This is a genomic window from Paenibacillus sp. JT31N17, assembly GCF_056269255.1.
The window spans coordinates 47,168-69,218 of sequence record NZ_JBWDNP010000018.1; the positions used below are offsets into that span (position 1 = coordinate 47,168).

The window sequence follows — 22,051 nt, forward strand, 5'->3', positions numbered from 1 at the left end:
TTTACACCTCATCAAAACGCGTTAGTCGGCGGACAATTAATGTGAGCACAAGCGTCATCAGGACAACAAAGAAGCTCGCCGCTGCCGCAGGGCCGATCTTGATATCCAGAATCCCTTTCTGGAAGGTATACATCATCAATACATCAACCTTGGTCGCAATCGACGGGTTGCGCAGAATAAATACCTGATCGAAAATACGCAGAATACCCAATGTGTTGAGCAGAAAAATAACCTTCATCGTGCCGCTCAACTGGGGCAGGGTGACATAACAAAGCTGCTGCCACCTGGAAGCCCCGTCCATCCGGGCCGCCTCATACAGTGAGGGACTTATGGAAATGATACCTGCAAGGAACAAAATACAGAAATAGCCCATATCCTTCCAGGTGGCAAGCACGATCATAATCCAGCGGGCCCAGCTCGACTCCGCCAGGAAATGAATCGGCGCAATGCCGGCCAGCTTGCCAAGCAGCAGATTAACCAGACCGTTATCGGGAGACAGCAGGAAGATCCAGATGCCCCCGACGACGACCCATGAGAGAAGGTGAGGAATATAAATAATCAGCTGCGCCAGTTTTTTGTACCAGGTTTGCAGCACTTCATTCAAAGATAAAGCGATAATCAGCGGAGCGATGAAGCTGAGCAGCAGAATACCGCCGCCGATGATGATCGTATTCCAGAAAGCCTCCCAGAAGGAGGGGTCAGCCCACACCAGCTTATAATTATCAAAGCCGACGTAGGGCCGGACACCCATCAGTTTATAATCCTGGAAGCTGATCTGCAGCCCTTTGATGAGTGGGTAGTAGCCATACAGAAGAAAGTAGACCACTACCGGCACCATCATGAGATAAAGAGCCCCATATTTTCTGATGTTTCTCATCTCTTTAACACGTCCAATCCTTCAAACCGGCTTTATGATGATTGCGGTGTTATGTCTATCAGTCGATTAATTTTTTGGCTAACAATTCATCGTGCATCTTCTGGACTGCTTCGTCTGCCGGCATTTGACCCGCCATCGCTTTGAGCGCATAATTCTGAATGATTTTCTCCGCGTCCGCCCAGCCCGGCTGCGCCAGTTCAAGCGTCGCATACTGCTTCACAAGATCCTGCGCTTCCTGCACGCCCGGCAGCTTAGGGAAAGCCGGCTTCACATTCTCGTTGTACCAGAACGGCACGCCGTGATCCATGCTGTGCTCCTTGCCCAGATCCGTCAGTGTAATCGTCGAACCTTCCTTCGTATAATCCAGGCCCTCGACGCCAAGGCTGCCAAGCGTAATGCCCTCCTCCGAATTCCAGTACTCCAGGAATTTCTTGGCTGCATCCGGATGCTCGGCATTGCTTGGGATGATCCAGAAATCAGGGTCGCCGCGGCGCATCATGATCGTTCCATCGGGACCGGGAATGCTCGCGATCCCTTTTGCTTCGAATGTTGTATTCGGATCTTCCTGCTGGCGCAGGTTGTTGAATGTGCCCACCCATGCATCCCAGTATGTGACCATACCGACGCGGTCGGCGAGGAACAGGTTGCGCATTTTACCCGTGTCATTCGTAATGAAGTTCGGATCCATAATGCCTTCCTTGGTCAGCTTCGCGAACCACTCATACATCGGAATTGCCGCTTCTGTCGCATACGGAATCGTGCGCTTGCCATCCTGCATCACATACCGGTATTTGAGGCCGGCAGCGCTCATGAAAGCTTGAATGTCATAAAGTCCCGACGTGCTGAGTCCATACGTGTCATCCTTGCCGTTGCCGTCAGGATCCTTCTCCTTGAAGGCCTTGAGCACGTTATAATATTCATCCAGAGTCTTCGGTTCGGACAGCTTCAGCTTGTCCAGCCAGTCTTTGCGGATAATCGGCATCGTCCCGCCCTGGAACTTGGAGAAAACAGCTACGATTTTGCCGTCTTTATCCTTTAATTGATCCCATTCTGCTGCAGGAATTACCTTCGGATCGGAAAGGACGGGAGATGATGTAACGAAGTCCGTCAGATCGGAGACCACGCCCTGATCGACAAACTCGCTTAATTTGCCCAGATCGCTTAGTTCAATCAGATCGTATTTCTCGCCGGAGCCCAGCGCCGTCAGCACCTTCTGGTCGTAGTCGCTCGCCGGCTTCTCCAGAGTAGCTTCAATGCCTGTTTGCGCCTTGATGGTTTCTTCGAATTTCACGTTCTCGTCCGGCGTTTTGCCGCCAACATTAGCGGTCAGAATACGCAGCTTCATGTCCCCGGCAGGGGGTGTTGTTGAATTGCCGGCTGCACTGTTATTTGCTGCCGCATTTCCGGATGAATTGGAATTGCCGGCGGCGTTATTCGTTGTATTGGCGTTTCCGCAGGCGGAGAGCAGGAGCGTGCTTGCCAATGCCAGTGCAGAAGCGGTCTTCATCATCTTGTTCATTTTGTTTTTTTCCTCCTAAAAGTTTCTGTTAAACGGAATGGAACCTTCTTTATCGCAAAGCATTTAACGGGCTTTGCAAGCTTGCATTTAAGCTATCTGTCTATATTGGCTTGCGGGCCGCCGCGCAGGAACCGCGCAGTATCAGCTCTGTTGGCACCAGGACCCTCTTCGCTGTTTTCGTTGGCTTCGTCAGCTGTTCAATGAGCAGGCGGGCCGCTTCGATGCCTAGCTGCTCGGAATGGAGTCTGGCTCCGGTTAAAGGAGGGGAGAATTCCGGGGAAAATACGGAATCATCGCTAAACGCCAATACCGACAGGTCCTCCGGTATGCGCAAATTCAGTTTCTCCGCTGCCTTATAAACGCCAAGCGCCATAACGTCCGTATCGGCGATGACCGCCGTGATGGAAGGAAACTCCTTCAGCTTGGCGAGCGTCATTCGGTAACCGAACTCATAAGATGTTGGCCCTGGCACCGGTATGTTGAGCAGTAATCTTGGCACGGGAGTGAGTCCCTTTGTACGAAAGGCCGATCTGTATCCAAACTCCCGGTCCTCTGCAACCGTCCGCCCCGGAGCAGCATTGAGGAACAAAATATCCTGGTGCTCCATGGACAACAGGTATTGGGTAACCTGGGCCGCCATGCCTGCATTGTCATTATCCACGTAGCTTACCTGAGCCTCGAAAGAAATCGGTGGACGTCCGACAAGGACAATAGGCACTCCTTCCGCCATTTTATCTTCCACGCGTGTATCTCCGACGGACGGATCGAGTACAATTTCCCCATCCACGGGATTCGACGCGATGTTCTCCAGCTGGCTTGAGTAATCCGGCGACAGCGTATTGACCAGCAAGCGGTAGCCGTGTTCATAGCAAATTCGTAAAACACCATTCAATAAGGACAGGTGAAACTGGCTGAATTTGGCGGATTCTCCCATCATATTGAGTCCAATAATCCGTGTGGAGCGGTTCGCCAGGCTTCTCGCCCAGTAGTTCGGCTTATAATTTAATTCCTTGGCAGCGGCCAGCACCCGCTCGGATACTGCTTTGCTGATGGGCCGTTTCTTGCTGAAGACGTTGGACACAGTCCCTTTTGAAACTCCCGACGCCTTCGCAACATCATCTATTGTTGCCAACCATATCCAGCCTCGCTTTCCCTGCAGCATTCACGCTGTACATGTTTTCTTAACGATGAAGCAGAATAATCTTTCGCTTCGGACTGCTTAAGATTAAACCGGTTTTGTTAGTGGGGTTTCAATTAGAGATGAATTTTATGTAAAGGACCTGAAAATTCTCTTTAAATAGTGGCTTTTTCTTCTATACGAGGGGTAAACGGGTAAAATAAAGGGAAAATAATCATTAAACCGTTTTAATGAACCGGTGATTTTCCCCATAAAAAATGCCATCTATCCTGCCGCAATAGGGCATAATAGATGGCTTTTATTCAGGTGAAGATATAAACTTAGCCGCCAGAAGAGCAGCGAATTCCGCTTTTTCACATAATAAGTATAACCGGGTTTAACGGCTGTAATTGTTGTACTTGTGGGCATTTAAGGAGTTATGAGTACGGAATGTATCATACGCGCGCAAGTCCCGCTGAGCATCCGAATCGACCATGACGAGGGTTTTCCCGCTGTCCACGTAGTCATTGTACTCCTTCGCCTCGTCCTCCGGAATTCCCAGTCCAATCAGGCCCCCTACGATTCCGCCTGCACCCGCGCCAACGGCCAGACCCGTTAATGTTGCGGCAATTGGGCCAGCGGCGAGGATTGGGCCGATACCCGGAATGGGAATCAGAAACAGCCCTGCCAGGAGTCCGGTCACACCGCCAACCACGCCGCCCGTAGTGGCACCTGCTGCAAGTCCGGTCTCCGCATTGGTAGCCGTCTCCTCAGAAACCTCCTCCATGACCTCGTTATTTTTGGCTACGATTGAAATATCATCAGAGGAATATCCTTGGCTTTTCAAATCGTCGATCGCTCTTACCGCTTCATCGTGGGTACTGAACACGCCTACAATTTTCTTATCCATGATTATAACGCCTCCTATTCATTAGTCAACCCTAAATCTGGTAAAGCCTTTCTATTTCCAATTACACGGGGTGGCAGGTTTTCAAACAACCGCCGTTTTTTAACAACCAAAAAATCGCGCACCTCCAGGAAGCCTAAGCGGAGGTGCGCGATTGTTCATGATCGATATCTAAGATATAACGATTATCTGCAATCCTTGAGAAAAACTAAAGTTTGGCAATCATCTGCGCCGCTTCTGCCCGGGTTGCAGGGCTTTGGGGAGCAAATCTGTTTTCTCCCTGACCATTGATAAAACCCCGATTATAAGCCGCATCCACATAATCCCTGGCCCATTCGCTGATCGACATCCTGTCGGCGAAGCCAGCGGATTGCCCCTTGCTGATAGAATCGCCTGCTGCAATCTCATAGGCTTTCATGAGCATAACAGCGCCGCGGAGCGTTACGCGTTGGATTGAAAGCCAAGCGACGATGCCCGCCTGCAGCTGTTGCTTCAATTAAGCCAGCCCCTGCTTCAGCTCTTCCGGCGAGCGGTCCCACCACTCTTCGTTGTTGGCGATCAGCAATTTGCGCAGCGCAGCCTTCTCCTCGGCTGAGAGCTCACTCAGCACGAAGCGCCGCTTGATTGCATAGTCCAGATTGTTCACATGCTGGGCGAGGATCTTCCACCCGCGGCGCGCCTCCGTATCCACGAGCATCGGGCAGGCCGTCGCTCCCGCATAATAAGAGCCTTCCTCATTCCGGTCAACCGCTACCCACACAATCCAGCAAAGACGACCGTTCGGTACCGTTTCTTTATCCGGGCTGAACTTGATGCCCTTCTCCACCTTGCTCTTGGCGTGCATGGCGCCTACATCAATATAAGCCTCGCCCTGATCGATAATGACGCATGACACCGCGCTGAGGTCGATCGTTCCCGCCCCGAAGCCCCGATGCTCCTTATTGCTCACCACATTGAGCGAGAGCTGCCTCTTCTCTTTCTTCTCCGGCGCAGGCGCCGCCTGTTCCGGGTTCTTATCCTGTCCTTGATCCTGTTCGGTCATCTGTGGTTCCACTCTCCTTCTCTGCAAGCCCGTATATGCCGCCAGGAAAAAACGGCTGCCGCCGCCCTCTGGCAGTTAAGCCAGGTTTCTTCCCTCAGAAATATAAGCAAAGTATGATGAAATCTTATACTTTCTTATATTTTAAAAGCATCGCCCGTTTATTGCCGCGCATGCTCGCCAATGATTCCAAATCCCGCGTCCGACAAGGCTTCTTCGCCTGTCCACACTTTAATTCCATTTTAGCTAATAATCCGGGAAAAGCCAACATATACATGCTGTAGATGCTTGTCAACGGGAGGGAATGGTTCAATGACGCCACGTCACACCAAACGTTTGCTGCTCCTTGCAATAGCTGCCGTCCTGCTCGGCGTGAGTGCCCAGTATGGATTCGGGGATGCCTGGGCTTCGCAATATACGTATGCTTTTGCCCCCGACAAAACAGATACGTCGCCCAAGACACCTCCGCCGCGCATCAATATGCCGGAACCCGACCCGGTGGTGCAGCCCGGGCCGGATGCGCCGCTCAGCAAGCGGGTCGTCGAGTACCAGATTGATGTCCGGCTGCAGGAAGATACGCATACGCTGCAGGGTCTGCAGACGATCACATGGACAAACCCGGGCAAACAGCAGGTGTCCGAGATGTATTTTCACCTGTACCCCAACGCATTCCAGTCCAAAGACTCGACGTTCATGCGCGAATCCGGCGGCCAGCTCAGGAATGACAAGGCCACGGAAGCAAGCCTCGGCTACATGCGGATCAATTCGCTGGTCACCAGCGAGAATGACAGCCTTCTGCCAAGGCTTCATTATGTGCAGCCCGATGACGGCAATGCGAATGATCAAACGTTGGCCAAGCTCCGCCTGCCCGAGCCGGTAGCGCCCGGAAGAAGCGTCACCCTCAAAATGGCCTTCGAGGTCAAGCTTCCGGAAGTCTTTGCACGAATGGGCTACATGGGGGATTTCGTTATGGCCGGCCAATGGTTTCCGAAGCTTGCCGCGTATGAGACGGTAGGCACCAGGGGGAGAACGACCGAAGGCTGGGATGCCCATCAGTACCATGGCAATTCTGAATTTTACAGCGACTTCGGCATTTACAGCGTAAAAATCAATGTGCCCGCCTCCTACAAGGTTGCCGCAACCGGATTCCAGACGAAGCCTGCCGCAGCTGACAACAAACGGAAAATCTTCTCCTTCTATGCGGACGATGTTCATGATTTCGGCTGGAGCGCCTCTCCCGACTTTGTCTATGCGGAAGAACCGTTCTCGACCGACAATGTCCCCGGTGTCCGCATCAAGCTGTACCTCGACCCGCTGCATGCCAAGTTCAAGGACCGCTACATGCATGCCGCCAAATCAGCGTTGGCCAAGTATTCCCAGTGGTACGGGGCTTATCCCTATTCCACACTCTCGATCGTCGTCCCCCCCAAAGGCGGCAACGGGGCGGGAGGAATGGAATATCCGACCTTGATCACTTCGTTCGCCGCCGAGACGGACAATCCCGGCTACGATCTGGAGCGCACCGTCGTTCACGAGATCGGCCATCAATATTGGTACGGCATGGTCGCATCCAATGAGTTCGAAGAAGCCTGGCTGGATGAAGGCTTCACCTCCTACTCCGAGGACAAGGTGATGGAGAGCGAATACGGCGTAGCTCCCAATCTTCCTGTGGAAGCCAGCTACATGACCGATCCCGCACCGCTCAAGCAGCTTTCCTGGTCCTACCACAGCCATAATCATTATGCGGAAAATGTGTACATGCGGGCCAAGCTCGTCCTGTTCGGCATCGAGAAACAGGTCGGTCCGAAGATCATGAGCAAGATCATGCGGACGTACTTCCAGAAATACAAGTTCAAGCATCCGTCCACGGCGGATTTCCAGCATGTTGTGGAGCAGGTCACCAAGACCAAGTGGAACGATTATTTCAGCCAGTTTGTCTACGGCAATCAGATGTCCGACTATTCGGTTGAATCGATTGCGGTCAAGCCTGTGAAGGAAAACGGCACTGTGAAGTATGAGTCAACCGTGCTGATCCGCAAGAATGGCGGCAGCTACGGACCTGTCCCGATTGTTTTCCAGTTTGCCGACGGGACGACCCTGCCGAAGGTTTGGGATGCGGCGCAGATGCACATTCAATATAAGCTGGTGCATTCCTCTCCTTTGCTTTGGGCAGCGATTGATCCACAGAATGAGAACGTGCTCGACAACAAGCATATTAACAATTTCATGAAAGCCGAGCTTCCGGAGAAGGTACAAACGCGCTGGAGCATTGGCGTCGCCAAGCTGCTGGAGGGGATCTTCACTTCCCTTGCCTGGTAGCCTGGCGGCCTGGAGCCGGCAGGTACCCGCCAAACAAATGGAGAAAAAAGGAGGTGAAGGCTTGCATGAACCATCATGTGAAGCAAGGCTGGCATCTGACGATGAAGCATTTTTACATCATTATTATGCTGTTCCTGTACGAGCTGCTGTGGGGCTTCTTCCTCTACCGTTCGGTTGAAGGAATTATGGTCCCGCTGCTGAAGCGTTACCCGGACAGCGCACCCTCGGACGGAGCTGTGGCGCTTTTCCTGACGGAGGCGCAGTTCCAGCTGCTCAAGACCGATCTCATTCGTCCCTATATCTGGCTCTTCGCAAGTCTGCTGCTCGGGCGCATGCTCCTGACCCCGTTCCTGAACGCCGGGCTGTTCCATTCCCTGCATCATGCCCAGGATGAGAACGGCACAAGATTTATCAAAGGAATCCGAACGGCGTGGAAGCCGATTGCACTGCTTTACGGCATCGAAACGGCCTTGACGCTGGCTCCGGGCGTTTGGCTGCTGCCCAAAGCGCTTGATGCCCTGCTCAGCAGCGGCAGTCTGGCGGACATCGCCAACAAGGTCGGGCCCTGGGCCGGCGGTTGGCTGGTGTGGGCGGCTCTGCTCCACCTGCTCTTCCTCGCCATGCAGTTCGGCGTTGTGTCCGGAAACGGCGCGCTTCGCTCATTCTGGGGCGGGGTGCGGCATCTTATTCCGCTGGCCGGCATCTCGCTGCTAATGTGGGCCATTGGAATGGCGCTCAGTCTGACCATGGCCTCGGCCTCTATGCTCTGGGCCGGATTGATTGCACTCATTTTGCATCAAAGCTATCATCTGGTTCGTACGGTTATGAAAGTGTGGACAGTAGCCTCGCAATATGAAGTATGGCATTCCAAGCAGACCTGACCACCGCTCTTACTAGCGAAACAGGCAGCAGGCAGAAGTCGGTTCAGTTGCCGGTGAGAACTTAAAAATATTAAAGAGGGATCAGCCGTTTTGATGCGGTTGGTCCCTCTTTGTTTTGAAAATATGACATCTGAAAGGCGAATTAGAGAAACAGGCGCAGTCAGATATTGTCGATAATGCGGGTGAAATTGGAAGCATTCATCTGCCGGTATGGACTTAAGTCTCAAGTTTAGACCACAAAAAAAAGGCTCCTGCAAATGCCGGAAGGCCCTTTCGCATTTTTTGCAATAAGATAACGAGACGAGTTGTCAAAAAGTTTCACTCTAATAATTCTAATTTGTGAACAAATTGTGAATTTGGAAGGAGATTCGCTAAAAAAACAGAATTAGTATGCCAGCATGAAAAAATTGCCGAATTCTCTTGGATGAGAAGCGGGGGAACCATCTTGGGTGAATTGATCCCGACATTTGCTGCAACGAATGTCAGAGGGTATCATAGGGAGCCTTCAACCGAACCCCACAGCTAACCTCGCAGGCAACCGGAAGGGGTCACATTTTTTGAAAAAAGTTTCTGCACTACTCATCGGTCTAGCATTGGTACTCTTGTTCCAAGTTGGGAGCGCACTAGCAGACTCCAAAATGGACGGCGTTATCAGTGATGTGATCGGCACTCCTTACCGCACGGCAGGGACGACTACCAAAGGATTTGACTGCTCCGGATTTACGATGTACGTGTTTGACAAACTCGGCGTCTCGATCTCGCATTCATCCTCCGCCCAGTCCAAGCTGGGCAAGAAAGTAGTCAAGGACGACTTGATTGCTGGTGATCTCGTATTCTTTAATACGAATGGTCGCGGCATTTCGCACGTCGGCATTTATGTTGGAGACGGCAAGTTTGCTCATTCCTCCTCCAGCAAGGGCGTTACCATTAGCAGCCTCAGTGACTCTTACTACGTTAAACGCTATGTTACTGCCCGCCGCGTAATGAGCCCTGAGACATTCGAGAAATACGCTGACGAACCTTCTGATGAATTGGTTGACAGCGAAGACGCTGGTTGATCAGTGTCAATGAGCGTTCGCTAACGAATGCTGATGCATAGCCGCAGCAGCTTGTCCGATTGGACAAGCTGCTGCGGCTTTTGCTTTTTCATTTGGGTGTATGAAATAAGAAGCGGCACTTATATATACCCCGTATGTTCCGGTATTCAAACAGTCCCGTGCATGCTGGATGCCGTCAAAATGGACCCGATAGACCCGGGCGTTGTGCGAAGGGTGCCGGCGAATCTCGCAATCGGAGGGAAAATGGGTATAATATAACCACAATCCCAACCTTGATGTATGAATGAAAGGAGCTGTTAGGTGATGGCAGAGCTTTCCCCTGCGCTGCAGGTGTTTCATCCGACTCTTGCGGGGTGGTTCCGGCAGGCCTTCGGCGAGCCGACCGATATTCAGCTGGACGCCTGGGCTTCAATTATGGACAATCATCATACGCTCATCGCAGCACCCACCGGCTCCGGTAAAACACTTGCGGCGCTGCTGCCCTGCCTGAACGGGATCGCAGTGGGCAAAATCGCCGCCACGGCCCCGGGCAGCAGCTGGAAGCCAGGTGTGCGCACACTTTATATTACGCCCTTGAAGGCGCTTAATAATGATATTCAGTACCATATCATCGGCTTTATGGAGGCCATTGAACGTTTCCATGAAGAGCATCAAAGAGCGGAGACCCTCGCTTGGCCGGGAGTACGCTCAGCCGTGCGGACCGGGGATACGTCCTCAAGCGAGCGCGCCAGAATGGTGCGCAATCCGCCGGATGTGCTGGTTACCACCCCTGAATCGTTCTACCTCCTGCTTACCTCCGAGAAAGGACGCGGCATGCTGCAGACGGTGGAAACGGTCATTGTCGATGAAATCCACGGGCTGGCTGGAGACAAGCGGGGAGCTCATTTATCCCTGTCGCTGGAGCGGCTGAGTGCGTTATGCCCGAAGCCGGTGCAGCGCATCGGAGTCTCGGCGACACAAAAGCCGCTTGAACGCGTTGCCCGCTTCCTCGGAGGCTGGGAGCAGCGGGCCGATGCGGCGGCCGGTCATCCAGCCGCGGACGCTCCCGGGGCGGCCGGCGAACGGGAGGAAGCCGTCAGCCCGCAGGAAGCGGATACAAGCTCCGGGCGCAAGGCGGGCGGGCGTTCTCTATACCCTGCAATACCGGATTCCGTGCACAATAGCGGCTCCCTGCCGCCCGCTGCCGGAGCAGGTGCAGAGACCGGGCAGTGCCCGCACCCGCTTGGCTACAGTCAGCGGCCTGTTACGATCGTCCTGAGCCGAATATCAAAGTCCATTGAGGTTCGGGTTACGATGCCCGACCTCAGCAAGCCGGCCAAGACCCGCGAAGCCGTCTGGCTGCCGATCGTTGACCGGGTGTTCCAGTTAATGAACGACGCCCGGTCTGTGCTGATCTTCGTCAACAGCCGCCGGCTGTGCGAGCGGCTTGTGCTCCGGCTCAATGAGCACGCCGGCTACGAGATGGCGCGCGCCCATCACGGCAGCCTCGCTCGCGAGCGCAGGCTAACGATCGAGGGCATGCTCAAGGCAGGCGAGCTTCGCTGCCTCGTGGCCACCTCGTCACTGGAGCTCGGCATCGATGTCGGACATGTCGAGCTGGTCATTCAGATCGATTCCCCGAAGCAGGCCGCGGCCGGCATTCAGCGGATCGGGCGCGCCGGGCATGCCGTGGGCGATGTGAGCCGCGGCTTCATCCTGGCCCGCGGCCGCAGCGAGCTGCCGGAATCCGCCGTGCTCTGCCGCGATATCACGCGCCGTGATATCGAGGAGATCGTACTGCCGCAGGAACCGCTTGATGTGCTCTCCCAGCAGATTACAGCGATGGTCGCGGCGGAGGATCTGGAGGTTGGCCGCCTCCACGCGCTTATTTCGCGGAGCGAATGCTACCGCGAGTTTCCTATGGGGCGTCTGGAGGCTTCGCTGAAGGTGCTGACCGGCTTTTATCCCTTCGCCAAGCCGCTTGTGGATTGGGACCGCAGCCGCGACCTGCTCAGCAAGCGGGCGAATACCGCCATGGCCGCAATCACCGGAGCAGGAACGATTCCGCAAAGCTCCGCTTATCCGGTTCACCACGCGGACAGCCGCGTCCATCTGGGCGAGCTGGACGAGGAATATATCCACGAGAGCCGTGTTGGAGATGTGTTTCAGCTCGGCACGTCCTCATGGATGATCAGCTCCATCCAGAACGACCGGGTTTATGTAAGGGAAGCGCCGAACCGCTTCAGTGAAATTCCCTTCTGGCGTGCGGAATCCGGGGGACGGAGCTATGAGCTCGGCGTAAAGCTGGGACAATTCATGGGCGAGCTGGAGGCCCGCATGCATTGGGGCGAAGAGGACACCGGCGTGCAGCCCGCTTCTTTGCCGGGGAATTCAGGCGGGGGCGGGACGGATCAGCCCCCGCCGGATGAATCGGAAATCGCGGCCATCCACTGGCTGGATACGGAGTACGGACTCGATGCAAATGCTGCGGCAGAGCTCATCGGATTTGCCAAATCCCAGCACCGGGCGCTGGCTCTGCCGACTGACCGCAGGATCGTCATTGAGCATTACCGCGATCTGATGAACCAGACGCGGGTTATTATCCACAATCCGTTCGGCCGCCGGATCAACCGGACCTGGCTGCTTGCCATTGAACATCAATTCAAGCGGCTGCTTCCTTACAAGATGTACGGCAATGCAAAAGACAACGGAATCGAGCTGGTGCTGCCGGAATGGGATGCCTCCTGGCTGAAGACATTGTGGCATATCACGCCGGAGAGTATCGAGCCGCTCATGACCGAAGCGATCGCCGGATCGCCGCTGCTGGCCATCGCCTTCCGGCGTATAGCCGAGACGTCCCTGCTGCTCTCGCGCAGCTTTACCCGGACGCCCATGTGGCAGAAGCGCCTTCGCAGCGAAGAGCTGCTGAAGCAATCCCTGCCGTATGCGGAGCATTTTCCTTATTTGCAGGAAGCGATGCGGGAATGCCTTCATCTGTATCTGGATATCAACGGCCTGAAGCGGCTGCTCACAGACATCTCGACGGGATACATGGATATCGTGGTGCAGGAAACGAATACCCCGTCGCCTTTTGCCGCACAGTTTCTGTGGGAATACGTGAATGCGCAAATCTATGAAGGCGACGGCTTAAGCGAAGCTACGCAGCTGCAGCTGATGAGCGTCAGCAGGACGCTTGCAGGTGAGCTGTTCGGCGAGGAGGCCGTGCGCCGGGCCATCGATCCGCTGATTGCCGGCGATGAGGCCAAGCGGCTGGAAAGCGGAGATCTCATCCCCTCTTCCTCAAGCGAGCTGTATACGCTGCTCAAATGGCGGGGGGATCTTTCTTTCGGGGAAATCGCAGCAATTGCGGGCGACGCCGGGGATTGTTCGGATTGGCTTAACGTTCTGCAGCAATCGGGCAGCGTGATGACCATGACGTTCGGCGGGGAAGTCCGTTATATCTGTACGGACGAGAATGATATGTACGAGAGCTTTCCCGGGACGGACGGCTCGATTGCCTTCGTTGCCGGGCGGTTCGCCCAGCACCGGCTCTCCTTCACCGAGGAGGAGCTCCGCGGGCGGTATCCGGCCCTCACTGCAGCGGACGCCGAGCATGTTGTTCTGGCGCTGATCCGGCTGGATCTTATCGAGCAGGCCCCCTTCGCCGCTGACAGGGACGAGCGGATCTGGACGAGCCGGAGCGTGGCTAAACGGCTGATCCGGCTGACCATGGAGCAGGCTCGCAAGCAGGCGGAGCCCGTCGATCCGATTCGCTGGTGCGCGCATATGTCGATGCTGCAGCATGCTTTGCCCGGGACGCAGCTCAGCGGCATTGACGGCCTGCGGACTATTATTGAGCGGCTGCAGGGATTTTATCTGCCGGCATCGCACTGGGAATCGATTATTTTCCCTGCCCGGATCACGGGCTACCGCAAGGAGGATCTGGATCTGCTCTGCGCATCCGGTGAAGTCCTGTGGCTGGGGCGCAAGGATGAGGGCGAGAAGGAAGGTAAAATCGCCTTTTTCCTCGCTGATGCAAAGCCGCTTTATACGCCTTATGTGAAGCAGCCGCCGGCTGAGCAGTCCGGCAACCCGAAGCTGCTCGCTCTGCTTCAAAATAGCGGGGCAAGCTTCCTCACCAAGCTGAGCCGCGACTATGGCAAGCCGCCTTCCGAGCTGCTGGCCGACCTGATCGATCTGGTGTGGGAGGGCCGCGTCTCGAACGACCAGTTCGCGCCGCTGCGCCTGCAGCTGATCGCCAAGGGCAAACAGCATGCCAAGACCGGATCAGGCCTTGGGCGCTGGTATTGGGTTGGCTCCCTGCACGATCATGACAGCGCGGAGCCCGGCCGCGGGCAGCCCGAAGCTGCCCAGAATCCGTCGGCGGTTGAAGCCGGGGCTGAGCCTGCCTTGTACTGGACACAGCATTTACTGGACAGCTACGGCATTATATCCAAGGAATTAGTCTCGCATCTCTCGCCGTTCAGCTGGGATGAGCTGCTGCCCGTGCTGCGGCAGCTGGAGCATTGGGGCGTGGTAACGCGCGGCCTTCTTGTCGAGGGCGTGCCTAATCTGCAGTTTGCCAGACGGGAGCAGATCGCTTCCGTACGTGAGCCGGTATCGGCCCGTAGTGGCGATTCCATCACGGTGCTCGCCGCCGTCGATCCCGCCAATCCTTTTGGTTTGGCCGCAGATTGGCCTGCCGTCCAGGGGGCAAGCTTTTCCCGCAAGAGGGGCAACTATATGGTGCTATACCGGGGCCAGTGGCGCTTCTGGATCGAGAACAATGGCCGCCGGATCGTGGAGCTGGAATCTCCTCCCGAATCCGAACCCGGTTCTGCCCGGCCGAAAGCCATAACCAAATCCGTGGATATGCCCGATCTGTTGAAGCATATGTTCCGGACCGTACTGCGCCAGCAGGGGCTGAGCAGGATCAAGATTGAACGCTGGAACGGAGAGGATATTGCCGAATCGGATATGGCCGCCCAGCTGCGCGCCCTTGGCGCCGAACGCGACAATCGGGCGCTCGTCCTGTGGGCAAGCGACATTAACTGAGTTCAGGACGCGCAAGGAGAAATATAATGAATGGGAAGTTTGCATAAAATCCCCAAAATACGGAAAACTAATGATTGTTGTTATACTGGAAAAGGAGGTGTCTACGTGGCAAACCCACAAGACAAGGCATCCAAAGCAGACGTACAGTCTACGGAATTGAATAAAATGCCTCTCGCAGAGGAAGAAGATACGGAGTTCTCCGCGGAGGAAGCCGCAGAGGTATTCGAAGAGAATTCCTCCGATCCCTCCAGACATCAGGATTAGGACAAAGAAGCTGCCTTGCCTTTGTTAATGGCCGGATAAGAAGAACCGGCAGCGCCGTCAGTTGTCGGCTAGCCAGGTTTCTTCCCTCCGAAATATACGCAGCGTATAATAGAAATTTATAGGTGCTTTAGCTATATAATTTCTATGCATTCGAGGAAGCCAAGCTCAGGTCCAATTGGATCTGGGCTTGGCTTCTTTTATTTTCTCGTGCAGAGCCTGCCGGAGTACCTGGTTGAAAGAGAAGTCTACTCGGCCGCCATCAATCATGTTATTGTAAATACGTGTCTGTTATGGGCCAAACACATCTCTTCTTGCATGTCCAAATGAAGGAGGAAGATCAGGATGAACGCGATAGCGCGGCGTAAAAGGGATTTGGAGCAATATGCCCCAGCCTCCACCTTGGATCCGGCACAGCTCGATCTGTACTGGGAAACGGTTCTGCGGCACGATTCAGAGAGACCGCTGGAGGTGAAACGGGAAAAACAGGACTCTCCTTTTCCCACTATTGCTGTTGATAAGCTCACCTACAAAGGCTATGATCATACGCCTCTTCATGGCTGGTTTATGGTACCGCTCCAGCAGCCCGAAGGGAGCGCCAAGCCGCCATGCATCGTCCTGTTTCAGGGGTATACGGGCGACCGCGGACTGCCTGAGCGTTATGCCGCCTGGCTGCTGCTGGGCTATGCCGTTCTGGCGCTGGATGCAAGAGGCCAGGGCGGAGAAACCGGCAACGAGATGAAGGAGCTTTATGGATCATCCAAAGGCTGGGTATCCATGGGGGTGCTGGACAAGGAGCACAGCTACTATCAAGCGTTGGCGCTGGATGCTGTCCGCGGCGTCAATGCCGCAGCGCAGCAGCCGGAGATTGATCCGGCAAGAATCGCGGTTGTCGGAGGCAGCCAGGGAGGCGGGCTCTCGCTGCTCGCAGCCGCGCTGAATCCCAAGGTGGCTGCCGTCGTTGCCGATATCCCCAATATGTGCCATATGGATTACGGCCTCATGCATTCCACCGGTTCGCTGACGGAAATTGCCCAATATTTGAAGCGGCATCCCCATCAGCTGGAGCGCGTCCTGGATACGCTGGCCCATTATGACATGCTGAATCTGGCCCCGCGCATCACCGCTCCGCTGCTAATGTCTGTTGGCTGGAAGGATACGGTGTGCATTCCCGAAACGATCTATGCGGTCTATAATAAGCTGCAATGCAGCAAGCAGATCCTCGATTATCCCTTTAACGGCCATGAGACCGGAGAAGAGCACGGCCGCAAAGTGATGGAATTTCTGCAGCGGACATTAGGCTGACAGCAGCAAAAAAGAGCAATGCACGGAAGCCCGGCTTCGCTCATTGCTCTTTTTTATATAAAATCTGCTGCTGCGCGCTGCATGTGAAGTGAAGTGCTTACAGCTGGTAGTCGATCTCCAGGAAACGCTCCACTTCTGTCACCCAACGCTCCTGCACGAATGCGGTATGGAGCGGGTGCGCGTTATAGGTTTCGTACTCCTCCTGATTCGCGAACTCCATGGAGAAGCCGTAGTCATAGTCGTTCTTGGCGCTGACCTGGCGGTATACGCGAAAATTCTTCACAACCGGTATGGAGCTGAGAATTTCCTGACCATCGGCAAGGAACTGCCTGGCCTCTTCGGAGCCCTTCTTGTGCTTCAAATTGAAAATAACGGAATGCTGGATCCATTCTTGCGTCATCTGTGTTCAGCTCCTTTGTCTGGTTATAGAAATTTGCTTGCGCGTGTACAAAAACCAACTGCTCTCATTCTAACAAAAACAGCTGCGATGCTCCAGAATTCATTTTTGGCCAAAGATGTCCGAATAGACTTCTCCCCGCTGATCAGTATTCTTGTTTCAAAGGCTGGCCTCGATCCTGATCCATAAGAGAGGAAGGCGAATACCGCTATGGTAACGGTACAAACTCAAATCGCCATTCAAGCTCCGATAACGCAATGCTTCGATTCGGCAAGAGATATCAGCCTCCATACCCGTACAGTATGGAAGCATACGAAGGAAGAAGCGGTCGGCGGCGTTACATCGGGGCCGATAGGCGCCCATCAGACGGTCACCTTCCGGGCGACCCACTTCGGCATCCGGCAGAGCCTGACCTCCAAAATAACGGAATTCAACACGCCATACCGCTTCGTCGATGAAATGCAGCGGGGTGCCTTCAAATATTTGAAGCATATCCATACTTTCGAGGAGCATGGCGGCATCACTATGATGAAGGATACGTTATATTTCGAAGCTCCGCTGGGGTGGGTCGGGCGGATAGCCGAACGCGCTGTATTAAAGCGCTATATGGAGAAATTCCTGGAGCACCGGAACAGGGAGCTCAAGAGGATACTCGAGGCAGGGGCCGGCACAATCCTTTGAGACAGGGTTTCTGTCATCTTATATCTTATCGGGGGTGCGGAGAAGCTGCAGCTTGTTTCTTCGCTCTGGCAACGAAGAAGAAGCATAACACCGCTGCACCTACCAGAGCCGACATGACAATGGCCAGCGGCCAGGCATTCTGATTATCCCCGATACCGACAAGCGGAGCCGCCGCGCCCCCGATAATGAAAGAGAGCATTCCCAGCAGAGCGGAAGCGCTGCCTGCGGATTGGCCCTGGCTTTGCAAAGCCAGGGATGTGGTCGTCGTTGCAATCAGGCCCACGCTCGAAACCACCAGGAAGAAGGCCGGAATGACGATATAAAGTCCTGCCTGCAGCGCGGCAGCGAGCAGCAGCAAAGCTCCCCCGGCCGATGACATCATCAGGCCGCTGCCGAGCAGCCTCCGCTCATGAACCCGGCCGGCCAAACGGCCGGCGATTTGGCTGGCCGCGATAATACCCGCCCCGTTAATGCCGAAGATCAGGCTGAACATCCGCGGAGAAACACCAAATAACTCCTGCAGAACAAACGGCGAGCCGGAGATATAGGCAAACATCGCCGCCATCACAAAGCCCTGCGTCAAGGCATAGCCAATGAACATCGAATCACGCGTTAAACGCCGGAAGGTCGTCAGTGTGTGGCGCATTCCGCCGCTTGATCTCCGCTCTGCGGGCAATGTTTCCTTCATACCGAACAGGACTGCCAGCAGCATGAGCACGCCGATGATGCTGAGCAGGCTGAACACGCCTCTCCATGAGGTGAATTCCAGCACTTCGGCACCGATAATTGGCGCCAGTATGGGGGCCGCCCCATTGACCAGCATTAACAGGGCAAAAAACTTCGTCAACTCCACACCCGAATAGAGGTCGCGCACACTGGCTCTGGAGATTACTATTCCCGCAGCGCCCGCCAGACCCTGGATGAACCGCAGCCCGATAAAGACCCATATATTCGGGGAGAATACACATAAAAGAGAGACAACGGCATATAAAGCAACGCCGATTATGAGAGGAATCCGGCGGCCGCGCACATCACTGAGCGGACCCGCAAGCAGCTGGCCAAGCGCCAGACCAAGCAAACAGGCGGTCAAACTCAGCTGTGTGACAGAGGTGGCGGAGCCCATTTCAGCAGCGAGAGCCGGCAGCGCAGGCAGATACATATCCATGGAAAGCGGTCCGAAAGCAGCCAGCGAGCCAAGTATTATAGCAAGCCGCAGCCGGCTGGCAGATCGGCTTGTTTTGGCTATAGAGGTTGAATTGTTCATTTCCCTGTCCACTCATCCCTATCGATTGATGTTGTATGATGAAGCCCCTGTTCCGGATTGGAAATTATCCGGAAATCATCCATGCATATGGGCCTTGTTCGTGAATGCTATCATGCCTCTCCCCTGCTGTCCAGCCCCAACCCGTTGGCATCCATACCCGGACCGTTTATACTAGGGGAGGACTAACTTTCTATGAAAGCGGGTGGCCTTATGGGCAGCAATACGAAAATAGGCGGCGGCGGTTTTCATCATGTCGCGATTCGGGTCTATGATTTTGACGCAACCGTACGATTCTACACGGAAGTTCTTGGTTTCACGGACAGAGTCCGCTGGGGCGAAGGCGACAGCCGGGCGATTATGCTCGATACCGGCGACGGCAATTATCTGGAGGTCTTCGCGGGCGGAACCAAAGGTCCGAAACCGGAAGGCGCTTTTCTCCATCTGGCCCTGCGTTCGAATGACGTGGATGCCGCGACAGAGCTCGCCAGAGCAGCGGGCATGGAAATTACGGTAGAGCCCAAGAATGCCGTGCTTGGCGGAATACCGGTGCGCCTCTCCTTCTTCAAGGGACCGGACGGCGAGATTATCGAGCTGTTCCAAAGTACGGGCGAGAATCCGCTATAAACTCACGAAAGCAATCTGCATAATGAACAAGCTGCAGGCTCTGGCCTTCCTTTCATCGGGAGGACAGAGCCTGTTTATGTATAGGATGCGGCAAATAAAATCGGCGGCGCAATTTAATGGAATGCATCTGTCAGTTGATACAAGGAATTCATTAAATAGAGCGCCCAGCCCATGGCATTTAACCGTTATTTTAGCCATTTTCACCGCTTCATAGTTTACATTTCGTGTAAGATCTTTATAATGAATAAAGATCTTTAAAAAAATCTGAAGTATGGCACAAGGAGGGCTTTTTCTGCAAAAAGTTATTAGAATCGGAATTGTAGGCTATGGAAATCTCGGTAAAGGGGTTCACAAAGCAATTGGCCAGAATCCGGATGTGGAGCTGGTTGCTGTGTTCACCCGCAGACAACCCGAACAATTAGACGCAGGCAGAGATGGCACCCGTTTTGAACATATTTCTACGATCGAAGCATTCAAGGGCCATATAGATGTCATGATTCTATGCGGCGGATCGGCAACGGATCTCCCTGAGCAAACCCCGTTCATCGCACGGATGTTCAACACCGTCGACAGCTTCGACACCCATGCTAAAATTCCCGAATTCTTCGATACCGTGCATGCTTCAGCAAAGCAAGGCGGCAACGTCAGCGTTATTTCGACAGGCTGGGATCCGGGATTGTTCTCGCTTAACCGGCTGCTGGCCGAAGCGATCCTGCCCGAAGGCAAGGATTACACCTTCTGGGGCAAAGGCGTAAGTCAGGGCCATTCCGACGCCATTCGCCGCGTTGCGGGCGTGAAGGCAGGAGTCCAGTATACCGTCCCTGTTCAGTCTGTCATTGACCGTATCCGTTCCGGGGAAACACCAGAGCTGCCTACCCGGGAGAAGCATCTGAGAGAATGCTATGTTGTGGCGGAGGAAGGCGCGGATCAGGAACAAATCCGTGCAACCATCGTTAACATGCCGAACTATTTCTCCGATTATGACACCACGGTTACCTTCATTACTGAAGAGGAGCTGGCAGCGGAGCATCAGGGCATGCCGCATGGCGGCTTCGTTATCCGCAGCGGCGTCACGGGTGAAGGAACGAAACAAATTGTGGAATTCGGCTTGAAGCTGGAGAGCAATCCGGAATTTACAGCCAGCGTCCTGGTCGCCTATGCCCGGGCAGCTTACCGTTTAAGCAGCGAAGGGGTTGCCGGAGCCAAAACCGTATTCGATATTCCTTTTGGACTTTTATCTCCCAAATCACCGGAGGAGCTTCGCCGCGGACTGCTGTAAATAACCTTGGACCTTATCGTCACCAATCTGGAGTTACCAAAAAAGGAGAGCTGTTTACTTGATAACTACTGTGAATCAAACCTCAGCCCAACAATATGTCCAGTCTGTTTATGAAACAGTCATTCACCGCAATCCTTATGAAAGCGAATTTCACCAGGCAATCAAAGAAATACTGGATTCCCTTGTCCCTGTGTTTGAGCATCATCCCAAATATATGGAGCACAGCGTTCTGGAGCGGATCGTTGAGCCGGAGCGTGTCGTTTATTTTCGGGTTCCCTGGCTTGATGACAGCGGCAAGGTCCGGGTAAACCGCGGCTACCGCGTACAGTTTAACAGCGCGCTTGGCCCTTACAAGGGAGGTCTGCGTTTTCACCCCTCCGTCAACGCAAGCATCATCAAGTTTTTGGGCTTTGAACAAATTTTCAAAAATGCCTTGACCGGTCAGCCGATCGGCGGCGGCAAGGGCGGCTCCGACTTTGATCCCAAGGGCAAATCAGACAACGAAATCATGCGCTTCACCCAAAGCTTCATGACGGAACTATATCGATATATCGGTCCGGATACCGATGTTCCGGCAGGCGATATCGGCGTGGGAGCCCGGGAAATCGGCTATATGTTCGGCCAGTACAAGCGAATCCGCGGCGGCAATGAAGCCGGCGTGCTCACAGGCAAAGGCATTCATTATGGCGGAAGCCTGGGTCGGACAGAAGCTACCGGCTATGGTTGCGTGTACTTCGTAAAAGAAATGCTGGCCTCCAAGGGTCTGAGCTTCGAAGGCAGCAGGGTAATCGTTTCGGGTTCAGGAAATGTGTCCATCTATGCCATTGAGAAAGCGCAGCAGCTGGGAGCCCATGTCGTGGCTTGCAGCGACTCAGCCGGTTATGTTTATGACCCGGACGGAATTAACCTTGAGACCGTTAAACGCCTCAAGGAAGTGGAGCGGGGCCGCATCAGCGAATACGTGAATGAACACCCCGAAGCCACTTATTCGGAAGGCTGTGAGGGTATCTGGTCCATTCCATGCGATATTGCGCTTCCCTGTGCAACTCAGAACGAAATTGATGTCAAGATGGCGGGTACCTTGGTGGCCAATGGGGTTAAAGCGGTCGGCGAAGGAGCGAACATGCCTTCTACCCTGGATGCAATCGATTTATTCCTGGGCAATGATGTGTTGTTTGGCCCTGCTAAAGCAGCAAATGCAGGCGGAGTAGCCGTTTCTTCCCTGGAAATGTCACAGAACAGCATGCGCCTGTCGTGGACCTTCGAAGAGGTTGATGCGAAGCTGCATGTCATTATGAAAAATATTTATGATATCAGCGTGGCGGCGGCAGAGAAATACGGCCGTCCCGGCAACCTGCTCGCCGGAGCCAATATCGCAGGATTCATCAGAGTAGCCGATGCGATGATCGACCAAGGCGTGGTATAGCTTCTATTTTGATTAGCCTCAATGGGAACCCTGACAATAGGTGGTCAGGGTTCTTGTTATATA

The 22,051-nt window shown here is 54.3% G+C and carries 18 protein-coding genes and 1 riboswitch; of the genes, 10 read left to right on the forward strand and 8 right to left on the reverse strand.

Annotation, left to right across the window (positions count from 1 at the left end; translation table 11 throughout):
- Position 1: 1 nt before the first annotated feature.
- From AC0YOB_RS32960 to AC0YOB_RS32985, 6 genes are all read right to left on the reverse strand, one after another.
- Entirely contained in the window at positions 2 to 877 is an 876-nt protein-coding gene (locus AC0YOB_RS32960) for an ABC transporter permease subunit (protein WP_475796389.1), read from the reverse strand.
- A gap of 58 nt (positions 878 to 935) precedes the next feature.
- Positions 936 to 2,396 carry an extracellular solute-binding protein gene (locus AC0YOB_RS32965; protein WP_475796390.1) on the reverse strand — a complete coding sequence of 487 codons (1,461 nt, stop codon included), beginning with the start codon at positions 2,394 to 2,396 and terminating at the stop codon, positions 936 to 938.
- Between the two features lie 100 nt (positions 2,397 to 2,496).
- The gene (locus tag AC0YOB_RS32970; RefSeq protein WP_475796391.1) at positions 2,497 to 3,528 is read right to left on the reverse strand and encodes a LacI family DNA-binding transcriptional regulator; all 1,032 of its coding nucleotides are present in this window, start codon (positions 3,526 to 3,528) and stop codon (positions 2,497 to 2,499) included.
- Between the two features lie 382 nt (positions 3,529 to 3,910).
- The gene (locus AC0YOB_RS32975) at positions 3,911 to 4,423 is read right to left on the reverse strand and encodes a general stress protein (RefSeq protein WP_475796392.1); all 513 of its coding nucleotides are present in this window, start codon (positions 4,421 to 4,423) and stop codon (positions 3,911 to 3,913) included.
- Between the two features lie 205 nt (positions 4,424 to 4,628).
- Positions 4,629 to 4,916 (reverse strand): S-layer homology domain-containing protein, encoded by a 288-nt coding sequence (locus AC0YOB_RS32980; RefSeq protein ID WP_475796393.1) that lies wholly within the window; start codon positions 4,914 to 4,916, stop codon positions 4,629 to 4,631.
- Positions 4,917 to 5,462 (reverse strand): YwhD family protein, encoded by a 546-nt coding sequence (locus AC0YOB_RS32985; RefSeq protein ID WP_475772076.1) that lies wholly within the window; start codon positions 5,460 to 5,462, stop codon positions 4,917 to 4,919. It abuts the gene before it with no gap.
- A gap of 309 nt (positions 5,463 to 5,771) precedes the next feature.
- On the opposite strand from AC0YOB_RS32985, the gene AC0YOB_RS32990 reads away from it, so the two are divergent.
- The 6 genes from AC0YOB_RS32990 to AC0YOB_RS33015 all read left to right on the forward strand — a co-directional run bounded on the left by AC0YOB_RS32990 (position 5,772) and on the right by AC0YOB_RS33015 (position 16,317).
- Positions 5,772 to 7,778, forward strand: a complete 2,007-nt coding sequence (locus tag AC0YOB_RS32990) for a M1 family metallopeptidase (RefSeq protein ID WP_475796394.1) — start codon at positions 5,772 to 5,774, stop codon at positions 7,776 to 7,778.
- A gap of 65 nt (positions 7,779 to 7,843) precedes the next feature.
- Complete coding sequence (locus AC0YOB_RS32995) at positions 7,844 to 8,659, forward strand: hypothetical protein (RefSeq protein ID WP_475796395.1); 816 nt, start codon at positions 7,844 to 7,846, stop codon at positions 8,657 to 8,659.
- A 398-nt stretch (positions 8,660 to 9,057) separates the two neighbouring features.
- Positions 9,058 to 9,211: riboswitch (cyclic di-AMP (ydaO/yuaA leader) on the forward strand.
- A 5-nt stretch (positions 9,212 to 9,216) separates the two neighbouring features.
- A complete protein-coding gene (locus AC0YOB_RS33000; protein ID WP_379114235.1) occupies positions 9,217 to 9,717 on the forward strand; it encodes a C40 family peptidase in 501 nt (166 codons plus the stop codon).
- A gap of 303 nt (positions 9,718 to 10,020) precedes the next feature.
- Entirely contained in the window at positions 10,021 to 14,751 is a 4,731-nt protein-coding gene (locus AC0YOB_RS33005) for a DEAD/DEAH box helicase (RefSeq protein WP_475796396.1), read from the forward strand.
- Positions 14,752 to 14,856: 105 nt separating this feature from the next.
- Positions 14,857 to 15,015: a hypothetical protein gene (locus AC0YOB_RS33010; protein WP_210046188.1), complete on the forward strand. Its 159-nt coding sequence runs from the start codon at positions 14,857 to 14,859 to the stop codon at positions 15,013 to 15,015.
- 342 nt (positions 15,016 to 15,357) lie between these two features.
- Positions 15,358 to 16,317 (forward strand): acetylxylan esterase, encoded by a 960-nt coding sequence (locus AC0YOB_RS33015; protein WP_475796397.1) that lies wholly within the window; start codon positions 15,358 to 15,360, stop codon positions 16,315 to 16,317.
- A 97-nt stretch (positions 16,318 to 16,414) separates the two neighbouring features.
- Here AC0YOB_RS33015 and AC0YOB_RS33020 read toward each other — a convergent pair whose 3' ends face one another.
- A complete protein-coding gene (locus tag AC0YOB_RS33020; RefSeq protein ID WP_210046190.1) occupies positions 16,415 to 16,717 on the reverse strand; it encodes a Dabb family protein in 303 nt (100 codons plus the stop codon).
- Positions 16,718 to 16,924: 207 nt separating this feature from the next.
- Between AC0YOB_RS33020 and AC0YOB_RS33025 the strand changes: the two genes are divergently transcribed.
- Positions 16,925 to 17,395, forward strand: coding sequence for an SRPBCC family protein (locus tag AC0YOB_RS33025; RefSeq protein WP_475796398.1), 471 nt, complete (start codon positions 16,925 to 16,927; stop codon positions 17,393 to 17,395).
- A 25-nt stretch (positions 17,396 to 17,420) separates the two neighbouring features.
- On the opposite strand, the gene AC0YOB_RS33030 is transcribed toward AC0YOB_RS33025, so the two are convergent.
- A complete protein-coding gene (locus AC0YOB_RS33030) occupies positions 17,421 to 18,659 on the reverse strand; it encodes a multidrug effflux MFS transporter (RefSeq protein WP_475796399.1) in 1,239 nt (412 codons plus the stop codon).
- Between the two features lie 192 nt (positions 18,660 to 18,851).
- Between AC0YOB_RS33030 and AC0YOB_RS33035 the strand changes: the two genes are divergently transcribed.
- The 3 genes from AC0YOB_RS33035 to gdhA all read left to right on the forward strand — a co-directional run bounded on the left by AC0YOB_RS33035 (position 18,852) and on the right by gdhA (position 21,988).
- Positions 18,852 to 19,283 (forward strand): VOC family protein, encoded by a 432-nt coding sequence (locus AC0YOB_RS33035; protein WP_475796400.1) that lies wholly within the window; start codon positions 18,852 to 18,854, stop codon positions 19,281 to 19,283.
- Between the two features lie 271 nt (positions 19,284 to 19,554).
- A complete protein-coding gene (locus tag AC0YOB_RS33040) occupies positions 19,555 to 20,562 on the forward strand; it encodes a diaminopimelate dehydrogenase (protein ID WP_475796401.1) in 1,008 nt (335 codons plus the stop codon).
- Between the two features lie 58 nt (positions 20,563 to 20,620).
- Positions 20,621 to 21,988, forward strand: coding sequence for an NADP-specific glutamate dehydrogenase (gdhA, locus tag AC0YOB_RS33045; RefSeq protein WP_475796402.1), 1,368 nt, complete (start codon positions 20,621 to 20,623; stop codon positions 21,986 to 21,988).
- The last annotated feature ends 63 nt before the right edge of the window (positions 21,989 to 22,051 follow it).

Coding starts and splice junctions, on each gene's coding strand:
- AC0YOB_RS33040 (WP_475796401.1), top strand. CDS start 19,555: ATGGCACAAGGAGGGCTTTTTCTGCAAAAAGTTATTAGAATCGGAATT.
- AC0YOB_RS33020 (WP_210046190.1), bottom strand. CDS start 16,717: ATGACGCAAGAATGGATCCAGCATTCCGTTATTTTCAATTTGAAGCAC.
- AC0YOB_RS32985 (WP_475772076.1), bottom strand. CDS start 5,462: ATGACCGAACAGGATCAAGGACAGGATAAGAACCCGGAACAGGCGGCG.
- AC0YOB_RS33025 (WP_475796398.1), top strand. CDS start 16,925: ATGGTAACGGTACAAACTCAAATCGCCATTCAAGCTCCGATAACGCAA.
- AC0YOB_RS32960 (WP_475796389.1), bottom strand. CDS start 877: ATGAGAAACATCAGAAAATATGGGGCTCTTTATCTCATGATGGTGCCG.
- AC0YOB_RS32990 (WP_475796394.1), top strand. CDS start 5,772: ATGACGCCACGTCACACCAAACGTTTGCTGCTCCTTGCAATAGCTGCC.
- AC0YOB_RS32995 (WP_475796395.1), top strand. CDS start 7,844: ATGAACCATCATGTGAAGCAAGGCTGGCATCTGACGATGAAGCATTTT.
- AC0YOB_RS33035 (WP_475796400.1), top strand. CDS start 18,852: ATGAAAGCGGGTGGCCTTATGGGCAGCAATACGAAAATAGGCGGCGGC.
- AC0YOB_RS33015 (WP_475796397.1), top strand. CDS start 15,358: ATGAACGCGATAGCGCGGCGTAAAAGGGATTTGGAGCAATATGCCCCA.
- AC0YOB_RS32965 (WP_475796390.1), bottom strand. CDS start 2,396: ATGAACAAGATGATGAAGACCGCTTCTGCACTGGCATTGGCAAGCACG.
- AC0YOB_RS33005 (WP_475796396.1), top strand. CDS start 10,021: ATGGCAGAGCTTTCCCCTGCGCTGCAGGTGTTTCATCCGACTCTTGCG.
- AC0YOB_RS32975 (WP_475796392.1), bottom strand. CDS start 4,423: ATGGATAAGAAAATTGTAGGCGTGTTCAGTACCCACGATGAAGCGGTA.
- AC0YOB_RS33030 (WP_475796399.1), bottom strand. CDS start 18,659: ATGAACAATTCAACCTCTATAGCCAAAACAAGCCGATCTGCCAGCCGG.